Raw genomic sequence first — 18,248 nt, 5'->3', positions numbered from 1 at the left:
GCTGAAACCCCGAACCGCCCCGGTCGCCGACGGGCCGGCGGCGGGGCGCCGACGGGCCGGCGGCGGGGCGGCGGGTGGCGGCCGGCGGGGCCCTGCCGGAGCAGGGCACCGGGGCGGCCGGCGCTGCGGGTCACCAGGATTCACGATCAGTACCGGCGGGTAGTGCTTCCAGCCTGGGAGGCGAGCGGGCGACGGTACACGCAGGGCGAAGGGCAGGAAAACCGTGGCCGGTAACGTGGAGCAACACCCGCAGGGGGGCCGGGTCGCCCTGGCCAGGCAGCTCGGTGAGCTGGCCCGCGCCCTGCGTACCGAACCGAACGTGCAGGACACTCTCGACGCGATCGTCCGCGCGGCCGTCGACACCGTGCCGGGCGCCTGGCATGCCGGCATCTCCGAGGTGGAGCGGCGGCAGCGGACCTTCCGGACCAGCGCCGCCACCGGCGACCTGGTCTACCAGGTGGACCAGGCGCAGTACGACACCGGCCAGGGTCCCTGCCTCGATGCGCTGTGCGAGCACCGGACCGTCCTGTTGCCGGACATCGGCACCGAGCGACGCTGGCCCGCGTTCACCGCCCGGGCCGCCGGGCTGGGGGTGTGCAGCATGCTCTCCTTCCAGCTGTACGTGGGACGGGACAGCCTCGGCTCACTCAACCTGTACGCCTCGGAGGCGTACGCGTTCACCCCGGAATCCGAGCAGGTCGGTACCCTGTTCGCCGCGCACGCCGCCGTTGCGCTGGCCGACGCGCGCAAGCTGGCGCAGCTTTCCCAGGCACTCGGCGTACGGGACGTGATCGGGCAGGCCAAGGGCATCCTGATGGAGCGGCACAAGGTCACCGGCGACGAGGCGTTCGCACTGCTGGTCCGGGCCAGCCAGGGGCTGAACCTGAAGCTGATCGACGTGGCTCGCTATCTGGTGGAGACCGGCGAACTGGTCGACCGGCACCGCTGATCGGCTGCGGCGGTCCGGCACCGGTGCTGCCCGGTGCCGGACGACCCGCTGGTCGGCAGGGCGATCGGATGGCGGGCCGGGTCACGCCTCCGCGGTCAGCAGGGCGAGTACGCCGGTGATGTGCAGCACCCGCCGTACGGTGGCCGGCGGGTTGCTGATCATCAGCTGGCAGCCCTGTTCGGCGGCGGAGGTGTGGTTGCGCAGAAGGACCAGGATGCCCGCCGAGTCCAGGAAGCGCAGCCCTTCCAGATCGACATCGATCAGCGTCGGACGTTCCTGGAGCAGCCCGATCAGGACGTCGTCGAACTGCCTGGCGGTGGCCATGTCGACCTCGCCCGCCACGGCCAGCCGGACCCGGTCGTCGGCGATCCGGATCGGGACGAGCGAGAGACCTGCCGTCGAGAACGCGTTGTGCGTGGTTCGGGCGGTCGTCACGATAGAACTCCATCTATCCGCCGACCGAGGGCCCTACGTAGCAGAAGGCACGATCGGCTCTAGACAGCGTAGTCGCTGCCCGACCGAATCAACACACTCCACCGGTTCCGCCGGACCTGCCGGGCCGGAAGCCGCAACGCGCCCGGCCCGTCCGGGCCATACCACCGGCCACCCAGTCGGCACCACAGCCGCCGGCCGGAACCACCGGCCGGGCAACCGCCGGCCGGTCAGCCGGCACAGCAACCGCCGGCCGGGCCACCGCCACCATCGCCGTCCGGATGCCGCGCCGACAGCCGGTCAGTCGGCACAGCAGCCGCCTGCCGTGGGCAGCAGAGCCAGCGGCGCGGTGAGCAGGCCACCGGCGACGCCGGTGGGCAGTCCCCGGGTGGCCTTGGCCTGGATGTCCTCCGCCGCCGGGGCGGGGCCGCCACAGCAGTCCGCTCCGTCCACCGAATCGACCGGGTTGCTGGTGCACACGCCGGTCTCCGGGAGTTCCAGCCGGACGTCCCGGGCCGCCGCCCAGTCCCCGGCGAGCGCGGCGACCACCGAGCGGACCTGCTCGTAACCGGTGGCCATCAGGAAGGTCGGCGCGCGACCGTAGCTCTTCACGCCGACCGCGTGGTAGCCCGGCTCGGGGTGGGCGAGTTCGTCCACCCCGTGCGGCGGGACCGTACCGCAGGAGTGCTCGTTCGGGTCGATCAGCGGCGCGAGCGCACGGGTCGCCCCGAGCACCGGGTCGAGGTCCAGCCGGAGTTCAGTGGTGATGGAGTGGTCCGGGCGGAACCCGGTGGCCGAGACGATCCGGTCGACGGTCACGCTCCGGGTCGCCCCGTCCGCCGCCCGGACGGTCACCTCGACCCGCCCGTCCACCTCGGCGAGCGCGTGCACGGAGAAGCCGGTGAGCAGCCGGATCCGGCCCGCCTCGACGTGCTCACGCAGCCGGCTGCCGAGCGCGCCCCGCGCCGGCAGCGCGTCGGCGTCGCCGCCACCGTAGGTGCGGGCCGGACTGGTCGAGCGGATCGCCCAGGTCACCGTGGTGCCGGCTGCCACCGCGGCGAGGTCGGCCAGGGCGAGCAGGGTGTTGGCGGCGGAGTGTCCGGCCCCGACGACCAGGGTGTGCCGGCCGGCGAACCGGTCCCGGTCCGCGCCGGGGACGTCCGGCAGGGCCGGCTCGACGTACCCCGCGACGGTGTCCTCGCCGTGCGCCGGCAGGCCGGAGCCGCCCAGCACGTTGGGGGTGCCCCAGGTGCCGGACGCGTCGACGACCGCCCGGGCCAGGAGGTCCGTACCGTCGGCGAGCCGGACCAGGAACGGGGCGTTCTCCCGGCCGGTGGTGCGTAGCCGGTCCAGCCCCAGCCGGCCGACCGCGACGACCCGGGCCCGGTAGCGCAGGTGCGGGGCGAGCTGCGGCAGTTCCGCGAGCGGTCGGAGGTACGCCTCGACCAGCTCGGTACCGGTCGGCAGATCGTCCTCGGCGGGGGCGACCCAGCCGGTGGCCGCCAGCAGTCGACGGGCGGCGGCGTCGATGTCGTACCGCCAGGGCGAGAAGAGCCGGACGTGCCCCCACTGGCGTACCGCCGCGCCGGGGCCGTCACCGGCTTCGAGCACGGTGAACGCGAGCCCTCGTTCGTGCAGGTGGGCTGCGGCGGCCAGCCCCACCGGACCGGCCCCGATCACCACCACGGGCAGTTCGGCCAGCGCGTTCGTCGTCATGTGCGTCCCCCTCGAACCAGGCTGTCTCGACGTTCGTCGAATCAGACGGTTGCACATTGATTAGACGATCGTCAAGCTAGACGCATGTCGAATCAGGTGCCGCCGATCATCGACCTCACCGCGCCGACCTGCTGCGGGCCACTGACCCGGGGCCGCGTCCCGGCGGAGACCGCCGCCACGCTGGCCCCCGCCTTCAAGGCCCTCGGCGACCCGGTACGCCTCCAGCTCGTGTCGATGATCGCCTCGGCCGAGGGCGGCGAGATCTGCGTCTGCGATCTGACCCCGGCCTTCGACCTGACCGGTCCCACCATCTCCCACCATCTGCGCACCCTGCGACAGGCCGGCCTGGTCGACGCCGAACGGCGGGGCACCTGGGTCTACTACCGGGTCCGCCCCGGACTGCTGCGGCAGCTCGCCGCCCTACTGGCGGTTGACATCAGCACGGAAGCTCAATAATCATTGAGTCAATGAACGCTGAGCTTTCTTCTCGGGTTGCCCGGGCGCGGATCCACGCCGCCCTGGGTGACCCCGCCCGCCTGGCGGTGGTCGACACCCTCGTGCTGGGCGACGCCTCACCGGGCGAGATCGCCCACGCCCTCGCGCTGCCCAGTAACCTCGTCGCCCACCACGTCAAGGTGCTGACCGACGCCGGCCTGGTCGTCCGGGGACGCTCCGAGGGGGACCGCCGCCGCACCTACCTGCGACTGCGACCCGAGGCCCTGGCCGCGTTGACCCCGCCCCCGCTCGACGGGGTCGGCCGGGTGGTCTTCGTCTGCACCCACAACTCGGCCCGCTCCCAGCTCGCCGCCGCGCTCTGGGCCCGCCGGGTCCGCACCCCGGCCACCTCGGCGGGTACCCGGCCGGCTGCCCGCGTCCACCCCCGCGCGGTGGCCGTGGCCCACCGGCACGGCCTGCCGCTGGACCCGACCGGCACCGCTCACGTCGACCAGGTCGTGTCCGCCGGGGACCTGGTCATCGCGGTCTGCGACAACGCCCACGAGGAGCTGACCGGACCGCTCCGGCCGCGCCTGCACTGGTCGGTGCCCGATCCGGTCCGCGTCGACACGGACGAGGCGTTCGAAGCCGCGTACGCCGACCTCGCCGGCCGGATCGACCGCGTCGCCCCCGCCATCTCCCCCGGAGAACGCCATGGCTGACAGCCTCACCACCCTGCGTAAGGACCTCTCCGTCGACCAGCAGCTGGCTCTGCGGACCGCCGCGAGCCGCCTGCTCACCGAGTTCGCCGGCACGTACGGGGTCGAGACCATCGAACGTTTCCTGCACACCAGTTACGACCAGTTCGCCAGCGGCAGCAGCGTCCCGAACTACCTGCCGCTGCTCGCCGAGCGGTTCGCCCGGCAACGGCTCCAGGCCCTGGCCCGGGTCGAGGGGCACCATCGCGACGGCCGACCGGTCGTACTCTTCCTGTGCACCCACAACGCCGGCCGCTCGCAGCTGGCCCTCGGCTTCTTCACCCACCTCGCCGGGGAGGCCGCGGTGGCCTGGTCCGGCGGCAGCGAACCGGGCACCGGCGTCAACCCGGCGGCCGTCGCCGCGATGGCGGAACGCGGCATCGACATCTCCACCGAGTATCCGAAGCCCTGGACGGACGAGGTCGTCCGGGCCGCCGACGTGGTGGTGACCATGGGCTGCGGCGACGCCTGCCCGGTCTTCCCCGGCACCCGCTACGAGAACTGGGAGATCGACGATCCCGCCGGTCGTTCCGTGGCCGAGGTCCGACCGATCCGTGACGACGTCGAACGTCGGGTCCGGCGGCTGCTCGACCAGCTCGGCGTACCCGTCACCCGGTAGTCCCGACCCCCCGGCACCTGGAGAGATCACCCGATGACCATCGCACTTCCCCGACGGCTGCTGGCCGAGTTCACCGGCACCGCCCTGCTGGTCACCGCCGTGGTGGGGTCCGGCGTCATGGCCGCCACCCTCTCCCCCGACGACGTCGGGCTGCAACTGCTGGAGAACTCGGTCGCCACCGCCTTCGCCCTCGGCGCGCTGATCCTGATCTTCGGGCCGGTGTCCGGCGCGCACCTCAATCCGGTGGTCTCCGCCGCCGACTGGTTCCTCGGCCGCCGCGCCGGCACCGGCCTCACCGGCCGTGACCTCGGCGGGTACGTTCTCGCCCAGGTCACCGGCGCGATCGCCGGGTCGGTCCTGGCGAACCTGATGTTCGACCTGTCGGCGGTGACCCTCTCCGGGAAGGAACGCTCCGGCGGGCACCTCTGGCTCGGCGAGGTGGTCGCCACCGCTGGCCTGGTGCTGCTGGTGTTCGCCCTCGCCAGGTCCGGGCGGGCCCCGGTCGCCCCGGCGGCCGTCGGCGCGTACATCGGCGCGGCCTACTGGTTCACCTCGTCCACGTCGTTCGCGAACCCGGCGGTCACCGTCGGCCGCGCGTTCACCGACACCTTCGCCGGCATCGCGCCGGCCTCGGTGCCCGGTTTCGTCCTCGCGCAGCTCGTCGGTCTCACCGTCGGCGTCGCGCTGCTGCTCGCCCTCTACCCCGGCGTCGGTGCCGCCGCCGACCGGGTCGTCGTCCCCGCCGACCGGGCCGTACCGACCGAGCAGGCGCGCTGACCCGCCGCCCACCTACCCGAAGGAGACCCCGATGACCAAGCCCAGTGTCCTGTTCGTCTGCGTGCACAACGCCGGCCGGTCCCAGATGGCCGCCGGGTGGCTACGCCACCTGGCCGGCGACGCGGTCGAGGTACGGTCCGCCGGCAGCGCGCCGGCCGAGACGGTCAACCCGGCGGCCGTCGAGGCGATGCGTGAGGTCGGTGTGGACATCACCGACCAGACCCCGAAACTCCTGGAGTACGCCACCGCCGAGTCCTCCGACGTGATCGTCACCATGGGCTGCGGCGACGCCTGCCCGGTCTTCCCGGGGAAGCGGTACGAGGACTGGCAGCTCGCCGACCCCGCCGGCAAGGGCGTGGCGGCTGTCCGGCCGATCCGCGACGAGATCCGCCGCCGGGTCGAGCTGCTCCTCGCCGAACTGGCCCCCGCCGCCTGACCGGCCCGCTGTTCCGGGCCGTCACGACTGGTTGACCGGACGCTGCCCGTACCCAGGTCGCGGCGGTTCGACCGGGCTGTTCCACACCCGCGTCGCGTCCGGCGGGAAGCTCCGTACCTACGTCGCGTCGGGCCGACCGGTGTGGCCGACCCGACGCGACGGTACGGAACTCAGCTCTTGAACACGTCCTTGATCTTCTCGCCGGCCTGCTTCAGGTTGGCGCTGGCCTGGTCCCCCCGGCCCTCGGCCTCCAGCCGCTCGTCACCGGTGGCCCGGCCGGCCCCCTCCTTGACCTTGCCGGCCGCCTGCTCGGACGCATTGCCGATCTTGTCGTCGATACCCATGCGGACCTCCAGGTCGTCTGTTCGTGCCCTCCTCCTACCCCGAGGCGAGCAGGTCAACCATTTGGCCGGAAGCCGCGCAGCCGGAGACTGTTGGCGACCACGAACACCGACGAGAACGCCATCGCCGCCCCGGCGATCATCGGGTTGAGCAGCCCGGCGGCGGCCAGCGGCAGGGCCGCCACGTTGTAGGCGAACGCCCAGAACAGGTTGCTCTTGATGATCCGCAGGGTGCGTCGGGACAACCGGATCGCGTCCACCGCCGTCACCAGGTCACCCCGGACCAGGGTCAGGTCGGACGCCTCGATCGCCGCGTCCGTACCGGTGCCCATGGCCAGCCCCAGGTCGGCCTGGGCGAGCGCGGCGGCGTCGTTGACCCCGTCCCCGACCATCGCCACCACCTTCCCCTCGGCCTGGAGCCGCTTGACCACGTCCACCTTCTCGGCCGGCAGCACCTCGGCGATCACCTCGTCGACGCCGACCTCGGCGGCCACGGTCCGGGCGGCGGCGGCGTTGTCCCCGGTGAGCAGCACCGGGGTCAGCCCGAGCGCCCGAAGCTGGTCGATGGCCGTCCGGCTGGTCGGCTTGACCACGTCCGCGACCACCAGCGCACCCCGCGCCCGGCCGGCCCAGCCGGCCACCACCGCCGTCCGCCCCTCGGCCTGCGCGGTGGTCACCGCCCGTTCCACCTCCTCCGGTACGTCGAGACCCCGCTCGCGCAGCAGCCGGACCCGGCCGACGACCAGTTCCCGGCCCTCGACGCTGCCGGTGACGCCGAGCCCCTCGACGTTGGCGAACCCGGTGACCGCCGGCAGCCTGCCGGCCCCGACCGCCGCTCCGGCGGCACCCCCGGCCCCGGCCCCGACCCCGACGACAGCGCTTCCGGCGGTGGCTGCGGCGGTGCTGCCCCCGGCCCCCGCTGCGGCGGCGACGGCCCGGGCGATCGGGTGTTCGCTGGCCGCCTCCAGCGCGCCGGCCAGCCGGAGCAGCTCGTCGGCGTCCTCACCGGCGGCCGGGAGCACGTCGACCAGGGTCATCCTGCCGGTGGTGACGGTGCCGGTCTTGTCGAGCACGACGGTGTCGACCCGACGGGTGGACTCCAGCACCTCCGGGCCCTTGATCAGGATGCCGAGCTGCGCGCCCCGACCGGTGCCCACCAGCAGCGCGGTCGGCGTGGCCAGCCCGAGCGCGCACGGGCACGCGATGATCAGCACCGCCACGGCGGCGGTGAACGCGGCGGTCAGGCCGCCGCCGCTGCCGATCCACCAGCCCAGGGTGCCGACCGCGAGCGCGATCACGATCGGCACGAACACCCCGGAGATCCGGTCGGCCAGCCGCTGTACCGCCGCCTTGCCGGTCTGGGCCTGCTCGACCAGCCTGGCCATCTGGGCGAGCTGGGTGTCCGCGCCGACCCGGGTGGCGGTGACGACCAGCCGACCGCCCGCGTTCACGGTCGCCCCGACCACCGGGTCACCCGGCCCGACCTCGACCGGTACCGACTCGCCGGTGAGCATGCTGGCGTCCACCGCCGAGGTGCCCTCGGCGACCACCCCGTCGGTGGCGATCTTCTCGCCGGGTCGGACCACGAACCGGTCCCCGACGGCGAGCCGGTCGACCGGGATGCGGGTCTCCCCGCCGTCGCGGAGCACCGCCACCTCCCGGGCCCCCAGTTCGAGCAGGGCGCGCAGGGCGGCACCGGCGGTGCGCTTGGAGCGGGCCTCGAAGTACCGGCCGGCGAGGATGAACACCGTCACCCCGGCCGCCGCCTCCAGGTAGATGTTGCCGGCCCCGTCGGTGCGGGCGATGTCGAGGCTGAACGGGTGGGTCATGCCGGGCATCCCGGCGTCGCCGAGGAACAGCGCCCACAGCGACCAACCGAACGCGGCGAGCGTGCCCAGCGAGACCAGGGTGTCCATGGTCGCCGCCCCGTGCCGCAGGTTGACCAGCGCGGCCCGGTGGAACGGCAGCCCGCCGTAGACCACCACCGGGGCGGCCAGGGTCAGCGACAACCACTGCCAGTAGGTGAACTGCCAGGCCGGCACCATGGCCAGCACGATCACCGGTACGGCCAGCGCCGCCGACACCCACAGCCGGGTACGCAGCCCGCGCAGCTCGTCCACCGGTTCGGCGGTGCGCTCCGCGTCGGGCTCGGCGGGGGGCGGTGGCAGGGCGGCGGTGTACCCGGTCTTCTCGACCGTGGCGATCAGGTCCGCCGGGGTGACCCCGTCGTCGTACCGGACGCTGGCCTTCTCGGTGGCGTAGTTGACCGTGGCGGTCACCCCGTCGAGGCGGTTGAGCTTCTTCTCGATCCGGGCGGCGCAGGAGGCACAGGTCATACCGCCGATCGCCAGCTCGATCTGGTTCGGGGCCACCTTCAGTGGCTCAGCGGTGGACATGACGACCTCCGATCAGTCGTGGGGGTGGTCGGCCGCGCCGGCCACCAGGGTGAACTCGGCGGTACGCACCACGCCGCCGTGCTGGAAGTCCAGGTAGAGGCGGTACGTCCCGGCCGACGGCACCTCGGCCCGGAAGGCCACCTCCGGGCCGGGCCGGGTCCGGCCGTCCCCGGGTACGCCGTCCGGGTGCACGTGCAGGTAGGCCAGGTCGCCCTGGCGCAGCGCCACCAGGTGCCCGTACGCGCCGAGGTACGGCTGAAGGTCGGTGACCGGCACACCGTCCCGACTGACGGTCAGCGTCACGGCACTGGTGGCCCCGGGTTCGAGGGTGCCGTCGAGGGTGACGGTGTACCCGTCCACGGTCGCGGTGGCCGCCGGCGCGGGCAGCGTACGCGGCGTGAAGCTGCCGGGGACCGCGACGTCCACGCCCAGGGTGAGCGGCTCACCGCCGGTCGGCGTGAAGTCGGCGAAGGCCCGCCAGCTGCCCGGCGCGCCGAGCGGGGAGGCCACCCGCCAGGTGCCGTCCGCGCCCAGCTCGGGGTGGACGTGCCGGAAGCCGGACAGGTCCCGGCGGGCCACGATCAGGTGCATCCGCTTGTCGTGTGCCTCGTCGAACGCGGTGACCGGGTGCCCGTCCGGGCCGGTGATCCGGAAGGCGAACTCGCCGGCCGGGGCGTCGACCGGGGTGAACGTGTACCCCCGGTCGGAGACCAGCAGCCCACCGGGCAGGTGGTCGCCGGCCGGGGCCTGGGTCGTCCCGCCGTGCCCGTCCCCGTCCCCGTGGTCGCTGTCGTCGGTGCTCCCGTGGTTGGTGTCTCCGGGCCTCGTGTCGGTGTCGCCGTGGCTGGTGCCGTCGCTGCTCTCGTGGCTGCTTCCGCTGGTGGGGGTGCCGGGGCCGGCCAGCTGACCGGCCCCGTACGCCGTGCTGAAGACCGCCCCGAGAGCAAGGGCGAAGCCCCCCAGCTTGGTGCCGGTGTTCATGACCCGACGAGCTCGTATCCGGCCTCGTCCACGGCGGCGCGCACGGCGTCGGTCGCCAGCGGGGCCTCGCTGGTGACGGTGACCTGACCGGAGGGCAGGTCCACCTTGACGTCGCTGACCCCCTCCAGCGCGCCCACCTCGGCGCTGACCGCGCTGACGCAGTGCCCGCAGGTCATGCCCTGGACCTGGTACGTGCTGGTGACCATCGGAACTCCTCTCGGTACGGATACCCGGCAGGGGTATCCACATCCCGGACGCTAGCATACCCCCCAGGGGTAAGCTATCCTCGCTGCCATGACCTCAGCCACGCCGATCCGGGGCTACACCGCCAGCAAGGACCAGTTGCTCGCCCGCCTGCGCCGCATCGAGGGCCAGGTCCGGGGGATCGAGAAGATGGTCGACGAGGACCGGTACTGCATCGACGTGCTCACCCAGATCTCGGCCATCCAGGCCGCCCTGGACAAGGTCGCCCTCGGCCTGCTCGACGGCCACGCCCGGCACTGCATGCACGAGGGCGCCGCCGAGGGCCGCGCCGACGAGATGGCCACCGAGATGATGGCCGCCGTCGGCCGCCTGATGAAACGCGGCTGACCTCTCTCCGCCTGACCGGCCCCCCCACCCCGGCCGGACTAGACTGTGCCGATGCCCGAGTTGCCGGAACACGTTCGGAAATCGGAGACGCGATGCAGATAAGCGCAGCCCTTGACGTGATCGAGGCGCTACTGCGCGCCAGCGCCCACCCCGATTTCCCGAACGTCACCCGTTACGGCACCGACACCGCCCCCGGCGGAAACTCCCCACCCGGGGTAAAGGTCACCCACCGGTCGGGCTCGTCGACGCTGATCTGGGTCACCGCCGCCAAGCCGGACGCGGCAACCGTCGCACTGCCGGCCGAGATGCCACCACCCCCGCAGCGTGTGCAACGCATGGTGATGTTCGCCGTGCAACTGTTCGACTTCGCACGCCCCGACGCATTCACCAGTTGGGAGCCGTGCATCTACCCCGGCGTACACATCTCCCCGGCGGGCCTACGGATCACCGCCTCCGACGGCACCAAGATTCACCTTCGGGTGACGAACGCAGCCGGAGCAGCCAAGGAGCCCGAGCAGGACCCGCACCCGGACTACCAGTTCCCGGACGGAGTCCGTTCGTGGCCCCAGGAAGCCAGTGCAGCGTCTGCGGCGCACGGGTGAGCCCGTCGCCCGGAAGCGCCTGTCCGCCCCACCAGGCCCACGGCAGTCGAGGTACCTGCCCCGGGTCCGGACGTCCAACCGCATGACCTGCCGGCGGGATGACCTGCCGGCGGCTTCTGCGGACACATGTCGGCGGTTCTGTCGACACCTCTTTTATCTCACTTTGTGTGACCGCCGGGCCGAGGGCCCGAACGCCACTTCGCGTCCTTTGCTCTGCACCCTTCCCCGCGCCAGGCACGTTCAATGACCGGCGATCACCCCGCTTTTGATCGTCGATCTAGCATGGCTTCCTGCTCAAGGGCCATGGCGCGCATGGGGGTGCAGAGCAAAGGGCGCGTGGTGCGATGAGGCGTCCAGCGTGAGGGCTACCCAACGTGACGGACACCCACCGTGACCACTGTCGGCCAGCCCGGCGGCATACCCGCAGGTGAGCAGACGGCCGGCACAGTTCACCGGTCATCGGCCAGAGCAGACGGGCGGCGTCGCGGGCCCGGTAGGCCGCTCAGCCTCACCAGCCGCAGGTAGGCACCGACGAAGGCGAGCAGAAGCAGGGACAGGCCGAGCGAAACCCCGACGGAGACGTCAGGAATCCTCGGATCCTGGAACAGATTGACGAACGCGTACGCCTGAAAGGCCACCACCGCGACAATGCCGGACGAGGAATCGACCGCCCGCAGCACCTGATGAAGCCGGTCGATGCCCGGATGTTCGGCCGCATCGAGACGGATCTGACTGGCGTGGGTCGACATCGGCCCCTTCCACGGAGTGAGCAGGGGCACCAGACCGGACGCGTGCCAGCCCGGCAGGTGCGATCGGACCACCTCGCCGAGAACCCGCCGGTAGAAGAGCGACAGGCGCAGGACGACGACCGCCCGAAGCACCAGCAGCACCATGGCGACCGGAATGACGTACCGGAAGTCGGACAGATCCTGGACCTTCATTCCCAGCAGCTCGACCTCCACCAGGTCGCCATGGGCGAGGACCACGAACACCACGCCGAGCACGACCGCACGGGATATCGCCCTGGTCACGTCGCGACCCTGGTCGTCCTGGATCTGGAGCAGACGGGACAGGAAAAAACGCAGATCCTCCCGGTCGACGTCGTCACTCCGGAGCAGCTCGGCCGCTCGCTGCTCCATCGTCAACTGATCCACAATGGAGAACGCTATCGACCGAGCGCAACGGTTCTGCCACCGTCGAACCCCGGGCGGCCCTACCGCCGAGCGTCGACCTGGGTGACGAACCGCCGCCACGATTCGGGGCTGAAGGTCAACGTCCCGCCGTCACGGTCCTTGGTGTCCCGGACGAGAACCACACCCGGGAGATTGTCCGCCACCTCGACGCAGGCCCCACCGTTGTTCGTGGAACGACTTGCCTTGCGCCAAGCCGGCGTAGTCATGCCCATTGCTCCGCTGCTTCCTTGAGGAGATCGAGTGATCGTTGACGGGTGAGCGTCTCACCACGAATGCCTTCCCACCTCGCAGCGAGTCTAGCAAGCACGTCGCCGCCGTTAACGATATGCGCCGATATCTGGCTGTCCGAGTAGGCGACCGGCCCAGAGTCGCAGTCGGCCAGGATGAAACCGCCGCCCAGCCCGGGATACATGCCGGTGTCTGCCGGCACGATGTGGATCTGCACGTGGGGAAGCTCAGCGCACCCGACGAGGTGTTCCACCTGCTGAGCCATCAGCTTCCTGTCGCCGTAGGCCGGACGACGGACGATCAGCTCGTCAAGAGCGACGACAAGCAGTGGAGGGCGCGCCCTGCCGAGGATGCTCTGCCGCTCCATACGGGAATCGACCAGTTGATCCACCTCGTCAGTTGTCAGCATCTCACCGGCCAGCGACGCCCGAGCGTAAGCCTCTGTCTGCAACAGGCCCGGGACGAAGCCGGGTTCGAACCACCGGAAGGCTTTTGCCTCCCGCTCGAACTCGATCCATTCCCGCAGCCACACGGGCGCGGCGCTGTCTTTGACGAGGTCTTCCCACAGGCTGATGAACAGCCCGCCGGTATCTAGCGCCTCGTCTACCGCCCTGAGATAATCGGGTCTTGGCGGCTTGCTGCCCGTCTCGATCGCACTGACATGAGTGTCCGAGTAGTGAATGCGTTCACCGAGCGCCCCCTGACTCAAGCCAGCAGCCGTACGCCGCCGCCGTAGTTCGCGGATAAGGAACTCGGATGGCGAGATTCCCATGAACTTCCCCCGCTTTCCCCGATTTCGGTCAGGTCTTCCCCTGCACCACCTGGACTGACTACTCATAGTCCCCAACCAGTGGCGCAGGGTTCCGATCGTAAGACTTCTGGGTCCACGCTGTACACCGTCGGTTACCGCTGGATCGCCGCATAGGCGACGAAAGAGGAGGTTCCACTGTGCAGCGACCACTCCCCGTACCCCTCGCCCCTCGGCACCGCCGGGACTGGCGTACCTGTTGGCGACGGTGCTCCTGCGGCCTGCCCTGGCCGTGCCCGGACCGGCACGCCCCGGTCCCCGTGGAACCGGCCACGCCGGCGGCCGGGCCCGCGTACCCGATGCCGGGCGGCGTGCCGGCGGCCAGCGCGGCGTGGGCGGTGTCCGGGGTGACCGACGAGCTGCGGGAGGCGTACGTGATGGTGGCGAACGCGCTGGTCCTGCTGGAACGGCTCGGCGGTGGCGCGACCGACCCGGTGGTGCGCGCGGCGCGGTACGGGGCGGATCTGGCGCTGGACCTGGCCGACGAGGCGGAACGGCTGCTCGGCCTGGGCGTGCAGTGGCTGCGCCGGACGCCGGGGCGACGCGGGACCGGCGGGGACCGGGCGACCACGCTCGCGGTGGTCGCGGTCCGGCTCGGCGCGGCGGCCGACCGGATCGACCGGTTCCCGCACCGCATCCGGGTCGCCGAGGAACAGCTGCGCGCCGCGAGGCGGCACGATCCGACCGTGGCGGCGGTGAGCGAGCAGTGGGTACGGGCCGCCGAGCAGCTCGACCGGAGCGCTGCGAGCCTGCGTGGGACGGTCGCCGCCCTGGCACCGGGAGGGGCACCCGGTACAGCGGAGCAGAACGCGGGAGGCGGGCAGCCGTGACCTGAAACGGAGTGGATCATGACTGGCCGGCCAGCATGCGCTGCGAGCGGCGGGTCCGCCACCCGGCAGAATGAACCGGCCGGACCGTCAGCCCGTACCGACGTGAGGATCGTTTGGAGTAGCCATGGGTCACGACCACAGTCGCCCGGTCGCGGCGGCACCGCCACGGGTGCGCCGCATCCTGATCGCGACCGTGGTCCCGCTGTTCCTGCTGAGCGTGGTCGCGGCGCTGGTGCTCTGGCCCCGGGACACCGCGCAGGTGCCCGGGGGCGAGGACGTGCCGCGCTACCACGGCACGGTCAGCCGGTTGGTGACCGAGACGTGCCCGCCGACGCCGGAGGATCCGGACGGGGGCGAGGGGCCGTGCGGCACCGCCACCGTGTCGGTGGACACCGGGCCGGACGCCGGGCGGCAGGTGGAGACGCCGATCCCGGCCGGTCCGGGTGCGCCAAAGGTCGACGTCGGCGACAAGGTGGTACTGGTCGTGCTGACCGACCCGACCGACCCGACGGTGAGCAACTACAGCATCGCCGCGCACCAGCGCGGGAAGCCGCTGGTCTGGCTGGCCCTGGTCTTCGCGGTCGCCATCGTGGCGTTCGGCCGGTGGCGTGGGCTGGCCGCGCTCGGTGGGCTGGTGGTCAGTTTCGGCATCCTGCTGCTCTTCGTGCTGCCCGGGATCGGCGCCGGCCAGTCCCCGCTGCCGGTGGCGATCACCGGCGCGGCCCTGATCATGTTCGTGGTGTTGTATCTCACCCACGGGATCAGCGCGCAGACCTCGGTGGCGGTGCTGGGCACCCTGGCGAGTCTGGTGCTCACCGGAATTCTCGGCGTGTTGGCGACCGCGTTCACACATTTGACGGGACACGGCTCGGAGGACGCCACCACGCTGTCGATGTTCCAGGCCGACGTGGACCTGCACGGGCTGCTGCTGGCCGGCATCATCATCGGTTCGCTGGGCGTCCTGGACGACGTGACGGTCACCCAGGCGGCCACGGTCACCGAGCTGGCGCACGCCAATCCGAACCTGACCCGGCTCCAGCTCTACCGGGCGGCCACCCGGGTCGGCCGGGCGCACATCGCCTCGACGGTCAACACGATCGTGCTCGCCTACGCGGGCGCGTCGCTGCCGCTGTTGCTGCTGATCACAGCCGACACCCGGGGCGTCAGCGAGATCGTGACCAGCGAGTTCCTGGCCCAGGAGATCGTCCGCAGCATCGTCGCGACGCTCGGCCTGATCGCCGCCGTACCGATCACCACCGGCCTGGCCGCGCTGGTCACCACCGCCGGTCGGGGCCGCCCGACGACCACCCGTCCGCCCCGGCCCACCGGCGACCGGGACGACGCATTGGCCGCCCTGAGTACCCCGCGCGGCACCACCGAACCCGCCGACACCCCCGCCGCCTGGCCGACCCGGCAAAGGAGCACGGATACGACATGGTGACACTCCTCAGCGTGACCACCACCCCCCGTGATCTTGATAAATGTGTCACGAGTGACGGAAAGGGATTACCAAATAACGCTTTTGGTCGGGATACGGACGTAGAAACCAACGGCCGCCGTCGGGTAACCTCGCTGCCGGTCACCGCCGAAGGCGCGCAGCGGCGCCAGCGGGGCCACCGCCCAATCGCCTGTGGGCGAGCCGGGGAACCAGGTTCGTGGGGTGCATCCGCGCCAGCGGTAGGGGCCACTTCCGCCCCGAACCCGTCAGCTAACCCGGTCGGCGGTCGACGGAAGGGAACACTGTGACGGCACCCCTACGCCGGTGGCTGAAACCCGTTGTCGCCGTACTCGCCGTGTGCGCCGTGGCCGCCGGTCCGGCACCGGCCAGCGCGGCCCCCTCGAACCCCTCGTCCCCCTCCGGGCACGAGGGCGGGCAGCCCAAGATGCTCAACGACGTGATCGAGGCGGCGAACCGCAGCTACGCGCAGGCGAAGGTCAAGCTGGAGGAGTCGAAGAAGCGGCAGTTGACGCTGGCCCTCGAGGTGCAGCGCGCCGAGAGCGAACTGAAGGCGCTCACCCCGCAGGTGGCCACGATCGCCGCCCAGTCCTACCGGACCGGCCGGATCGGCGCGGCGGCCCTGCTGCTCGACACCAACTCCCCCGACTCGTTCGTCCGACGGGTCAGCGCGCTCGACGAGATGAACCGGATCAACGCCAAGCGGATCGCCGCGGTCACCACTGCCCGGGAGCAGACGGTACGCGCCAAGAAGGCGCTCGACGCCGAGATCCTCGAGCAGCAGAAGCAGAACGACATCCTGCGCAAGCGCAAGAGCGAGGCGGAGAAGTCGCTCGCCCTGGTCGGCGGCCTCCGGGTGACCGGTGGTTTCGTGGACGCCACCTCCCCGGTGGCCCGGATGGGCCCGGGACGGTCCTCCAGCGGCGAGTGGCAGCCGATGAGCTGCACCGAGGACGACCCGACCACCGGCGGCTGCATCACCCCCCGCACCCTCCACATGTACAAGGAGGTCAAGCGGGCCGGGTTCGACCGGTTCGTGGGGTGCTACCGACCCGGCGGGCCGTACGAGCACCCGAAGGGCCGGGCCTGCGACTGGTCGCTCCAGAACAAGGGCTTCAGCTCGTGGGACACGATGGACGAGCGGAAGTACGGCAACAACCTGAGCGCGTTCCTGGTCCGTAACGCCGACCGGCTGGGCGTCTACTACGTGATCTGGAACAAGCTGATCTGGTTCCCGGCGACCGGCTGGAGTTCGTACAGCGGTCCGTCCGACCACACCGACCACGTGCACGTGTCGCTGCTCTGAGCCACCCGCACCGACGCCGACAGCCCCTCTCCGGGTACGGAGGGGGGCTGTCGCGGTTGTCGGGCGGTCCGTCGTCGGCAGGGTTCCGGCGGGAACCCCGGCCGGGAGCCAGGCGGGGTCCCGACGGCGGTCCGGGCGAGGTCCGGCGGGTACGTCGGCGGCGGTCCGGGCGCGGTTCGGCGGGTACGTCAGCGGGGTTCGGCCGGGGCGAGCGGCCCGGCGGCGAGGGTGTACCGGTCGTCGGCCGGCAGGGGGGCGACCACCTGGACCTCACCGGCGGCGAGCCGGTACGACATGCCGACCACCGCGCACTGCCCGAGCTCGACCGCTCGGGCCAGGGTCACCGACCGTTCCAGCAGCACGTCGACCGTGTGGGAGATGTGGATGTCGACGATCCCCTCGATGTCGTCGACGCCCTGCCGGGCGGCCCGGCGCAGGCTGGGCACCACCGCGCCGACGATCGCGCCGAGGTGACCGGAGGGTGCCGTACCGGTGCCGTCCGCCTCCCGGGCGGCCTGCACCGCCCCGCACGAGTCGTGCCCGAGGACGACCACCAGCGGGGTCCCCAGGACGGCCACCGCGTACTCGACGCTGCCGAGCACCTCGGCCCCGACGGTGTGCCCGGCGGTACGCACCACGAAGAGGTCACCGAGACCCCGGTCGAAGATGATCTCGGCGGCGAGGCGGGAGTCCGAGCAGCCGAGGATCACCGCGAACGGGTGCTGGCCGTCGGCGACGGCGGCCCGGTGGTCGGCGTCCTGGTTGGGGTGCCTGGTGTCACCGGTGACGAAGCGCCGGTTGCCGGCCTGCAACTCGGCCAGGGCCTGCGCCGGAGTCGCCGGAGGCCGTTGCGATCCGGGAACGGTCATTGCTTTCCCACCCCTTCACCGGGCCGGTCCGCGCTCCCCGGCGGGGATGGACACGGCTTGCCACCACGGTCACACGCAGCGCAAACTACGTCAAGAGATACGTGATCTGCGTTTCAGGTGTTGACATCCGTCCAGGGTGCGAGACCGGAACACGAAGGCATGGTCATAGCATGACGGTCATGGCGACGACACGCAGTGAGAACGGGAGCCAGCGACACTGGACCTTCCTCACCAACCACGCGCACGTACTGCTCGCCATCGCCCGCAACCCGACCGCCCGGCTGCGCGACGTCGCCGACGAGGTGGGGGTCACCGAGCGGGCCGCCCAGGCGATCGTCGCCGACCTGGAAGCCGAGGGTTACCTCCAGCGGACCCGGGTCGGCCGACGCAACGAGTACACGGTGAACCCGGCCGGACGGTTCCGCCACCCCGCCGAGGCGTACCAGAGCGTGGGTGCCCTGCTGGCCCTCTTCACCGACCCGGTCGACCCCGAGCCGACCGCCGAGCCGTCCCCCTCGTGACGAC

At 71.8% G+C, this 18,248-nt stretch carries 21 protein-coding genes, 1 pseudogene and 1 riboswitch; of the genes and pseudogenes, 12 read left to right on the top strand and 10 right to left on the bottom strand.

Features of this window, described 5'->3' with window-relative positions:
• Positions 1-223 precede the first annotated feature (223 nt).
• Positions 224-949 (top strand): GAF and ANTAR domain-containing protein, encoded by a 726-nt coding sequence (locus tag PVK37_RS08990; RefSeq protein WP_275033342.1) that lies wholly within the window; start codon positions 224-226, stop codon positions 947-949.
• An 81-nt stretch (positions 950-1,030) separates the two neighbouring features.
• On the opposite strand, the gene PVK37_RS08985 is transcribed toward PVK37_RS08990, so the two are convergent.
• Together PVK37_RS08985 and PVK37_RS08980 are read right to left on the bottom strand one after the other, a co-directional pair.
• Positions 1,031-1,384, bottom strand: coding sequence for an STAS domain-containing protein (locus PVK37_RS08985; protein WP_275033341.1), 354 nt, complete (start codon positions 1,382-1,384; stop codon positions 1,031-1,033).
• Positions 1,385-1,681: 297 nt separating this feature from the next.
• A complete protein-coding gene (locus PVK37_RS08980; RefSeq protein ID WP_275033340.1) occupies positions 1,682-3,097 on the bottom strand; it encodes an FAD-dependent oxidoreductase in 1,416 nt (471 codons plus the stop codon).
• An 84-nt stretch (positions 3,098-3,181) separates the two neighbouring features.
• Here PVK37_RS08980 and PVK37_RS08975 point away from each other — a divergent pair, with 84 nt between their 5' ends.
• Genes PVK37_RS08975 through PVK37_RS08955 form a run of 5 tightly spaced genes read left to right on the top strand, consistent with a single transcriptional unit; the run spans position 3,182 to position 6,122 of the window.
• A complete protein-coding gene (locus PVK37_RS08975; RefSeq protein ID WP_275033339.1) occupies positions 3,182-3,553 on the top strand; it encodes an ArsR/SmtB family transcription factor in 372 nt (123 codons plus the stop codon).
• An 11-nt stretch (positions 3,554-3,564) separates the two neighbouring features.
• Positions 3,565-4,254, top strand: coding sequence for an arsenate reductase/protein-tyrosine-phosphatase family protein (locus PVK37_RS08970; RefSeq protein ID WP_275033338.1), 690 nt, complete (start codon positions 3,565-3,567; stop codon positions 4,252-4,254).
• Positions 4,247-4,909 (top strand): arsenate reductase ArsC, encoded by a 663-nt coding sequence (locus tag PVK37_RS08965; protein WP_275033337.1) that lies wholly within the window; start codon positions 4,247-4,249, stop codon positions 4,907-4,909. The genes PVK37_RS08970 and PVK37_RS08965 overlap by 8 nt, the downstream gene beginning before the upstream one ends.
• A gap of 33 nt (positions 4,910-4,942) precedes the next feature.
• Positions 4,943-5,686, top strand: coding sequence for an aquaporin (locus tag PVK37_RS08960; protein ID WP_275033336.1), 744 nt, complete (start codon positions 4,943-4,945; stop codon positions 5,684-5,686).
• A 31-nt stretch (positions 5,687-5,717) separates the two neighbouring features.
• Positions 5,718-6,122: an arsenate reductase ArsC gene (locus tag PVK37_RS08955; protein WP_275033334.1), complete on the top strand. Its 405-nt coding sequence runs from the start codon at positions 5,718-5,720 to the stop codon at positions 6,120-6,122.
• A 170-nt stretch (positions 6,123-6,292) separates the two neighbouring features.
• On the opposite strand, the gene PVK37_RS08950 is transcribed toward PVK37_RS08955, so the two are convergent.
• The 4 genes and pseudogenes from PVK37_RS08950 to PVK37_RS08935 all read right to left on the bottom strand — a co-directional run bounded on the left by PVK37_RS08950 (position 6,293) and on the right by PVK37_RS08935 (position 10,046).
• A complete protein-coding gene (locus PVK37_RS08950; protein ID WP_275033333.1) occupies positions 6,293-6,466 on the bottom strand; it encodes a CsbD family protein in 174 nt (57 codons plus the stop codon).
• Between the two features lie 62 nt (positions 6,467-6,528).
• Positions 6,529-8,859, bottom strand: a pseudogene (locus PVK37_RS08945) (heavy metal translocating P-type ATPase); the annotation flags it as partial.
• A gap of 12 nt (positions 8,860-8,871) precedes the next feature.
• Entirely contained in the window at positions 8,872-9,840 is a 969-nt protein-coding gene (locus PVK37_RS08940; RefSeq protein WP_275033331.1) for a hypothetical protein, read from the bottom strand.
• Entirely contained in the window at positions 9,837-10,046 is a 210-nt protein-coding gene (locus tag PVK37_RS08935; protein WP_275033330.1) for a heavy-metal-associated domain-containing protein, read from the bottom strand. The genes PVK37_RS08940 and PVK37_RS08935 overlap by 4 nt, the downstream gene beginning before the upstream one ends.
• A gap of 88 nt (positions 10,047-10,134) precedes the next feature.
• On the opposite strand from PVK37_RS08935, the gene PVK37_RS08930 reads away from it, so the two are divergent.
• Together PVK37_RS08930 and PVK37_RS08925 are read left to right on the top strand one after the other, a co-directional pair.
• A complete protein-coding gene (locus PVK37_RS08930; RefSeq protein WP_275033329.1) occupies positions 10,135-10,431 on the top strand; it encodes a metal-sensitive transcriptional regulator in 297 nt (98 codons plus the stop codon).
• Between the two features lie 92 nt (positions 10,432-10,523).
• The gene (locus PVK37_RS08925) at positions 10,524-11,033 is read left to right on the top strand and encodes a hypothetical protein (protein ID WP_275033328.1); all 510 of its coding nucleotides are present in this window, start codon (positions 10,524-10,526) and stop codon (positions 11,031-11,033) included.
• A 449-nt stretch (positions 11,034-11,482) separates the two neighbouring features.
• Here PVK37_RS08925 and PVK37_RS08920 read toward each other — a convergent pair whose 3' ends face one another.
• From PVK37_RS08920 to PVK37_RS08910, 3 genes are read right to left on the bottom strand one after another with little or no spacing between them, the layout of a single operon-like run.
• Entirely contained in the window at positions 11,483-12,187 is a 705-nt protein-coding gene (locus tag PVK37_RS08920; protein WP_275033327.1) for a hypothetical protein, read from the bottom strand.
• 59 nt (positions 12,188-12,246) lie between these two features.
• Positions 12,247-12,438 (bottom strand): DUF397 domain-containing protein, encoded by a 192-nt coding sequence (locus PVK37_RS08915; protein WP_275033326.1) that lies wholly within the window; start codon positions 12,436-12,438, stop codon positions 12,247-12,249.
• On the bottom strand, positions 12,429-13,226 hold the full coding sequence (locus tag PVK37_RS08910; protein ID WP_275033325.1) for a helix-turn-helix domain-containing protein: 798 nt from the start codon (positions 13,224-13,226) through the stop codon (positions 12,429-12,431). The genes PVK37_RS08915 and PVK37_RS08910 overlap by 10 nt, the downstream gene beginning before the upstream one ends.
• Before the next feature lie 176 nt (positions 13,227-13,402).
• On the opposite strand from PVK37_RS08910, the gene PVK37_RS08905 reads away from it, so the two are divergent.
• The 3 genes from PVK37_RS08905 (at position 13,403) to PVK37_RS08895 (ending at position 16,854) form a co-directional block, all read left to right on the top strand.
• Positions 13,403-14,092, top strand: a complete 690-nt coding sequence (locus PVK37_RS08905) for a hypothetical protein (protein WP_275033324.1) — start codon at positions 13,403-13,405, stop codon at positions 14,090-14,092.
• A 124-nt stretch (positions 14,093-14,216) separates the two neighbouring features.
• Positions 14,217-15,533: a YibE/F family protein gene (locus PVK37_RS08900; protein ID WP_275033323.1), complete on the top strand. Its 1,317-nt coding sequence runs from the start codon at positions 14,217-14,219 to the stop codon at positions 15,531-15,533.
• 166 nt (positions 15,534-15,699) lie between these two features.
• Positions 15,700-15,830: riboswitch (cyclic di-AMP (ydaO/yuaA leader) on the top strand.
• Positions 15,831-15,834: 4 nt separating this feature from the next.
• A complete protein-coding gene (locus PVK37_RS08895) occupies positions 15,835-16,854 on the top strand; it encodes a coiled-coil domain-containing protein (RefSeq protein ID WP_275033322.1) in 1,020 nt (339 codons plus the stop codon).
• A gap of 188 nt (positions 16,855-17,042) precedes the next feature.
• On the opposite strand, the gene PVK37_RS08890 is transcribed toward PVK37_RS08895, so the two are convergent.
• Positions 17,043-17,723 (bottom strand): carbonic anhydrase, encoded by a 681-nt coding sequence (locus tag PVK37_RS08890; RefSeq protein WP_275033321.1) that lies wholly within the window; start codon positions 17,721-17,723, stop codon positions 17,043-17,045.
• 170 nt (positions 17,724-17,893) lie between these two features.
• Between PVK37_RS08890 and PVK37_RS08885 the strand changes: the two genes are divergently transcribed.
• Positions 17,894-18,244, top strand: coding sequence for a helix-turn-helix transcriptional regulator (locus PVK37_RS08885; protein ID WP_275033320.1), 351 nt, complete (start codon positions 17,894-17,896; stop codon positions 18,242-18,244).
• Positions 18,245-18,248 lie beyond the last annotated feature (4 nt).

Source organism: Micromonospora cathayae, from assembly GCF_028993575.1.
Classification (GTDB): Bacteria; Actinomycetota; Actinomycetes; order Mycobacteriales; family Micromonosporaceae; genus Micromonospora; species Micromonospora cathayae.
The sequence above is the reverse complement of the archived record's forward strand: the minus strand, read 5'-3'. Positions and strand labels throughout refer to the sequence as shown.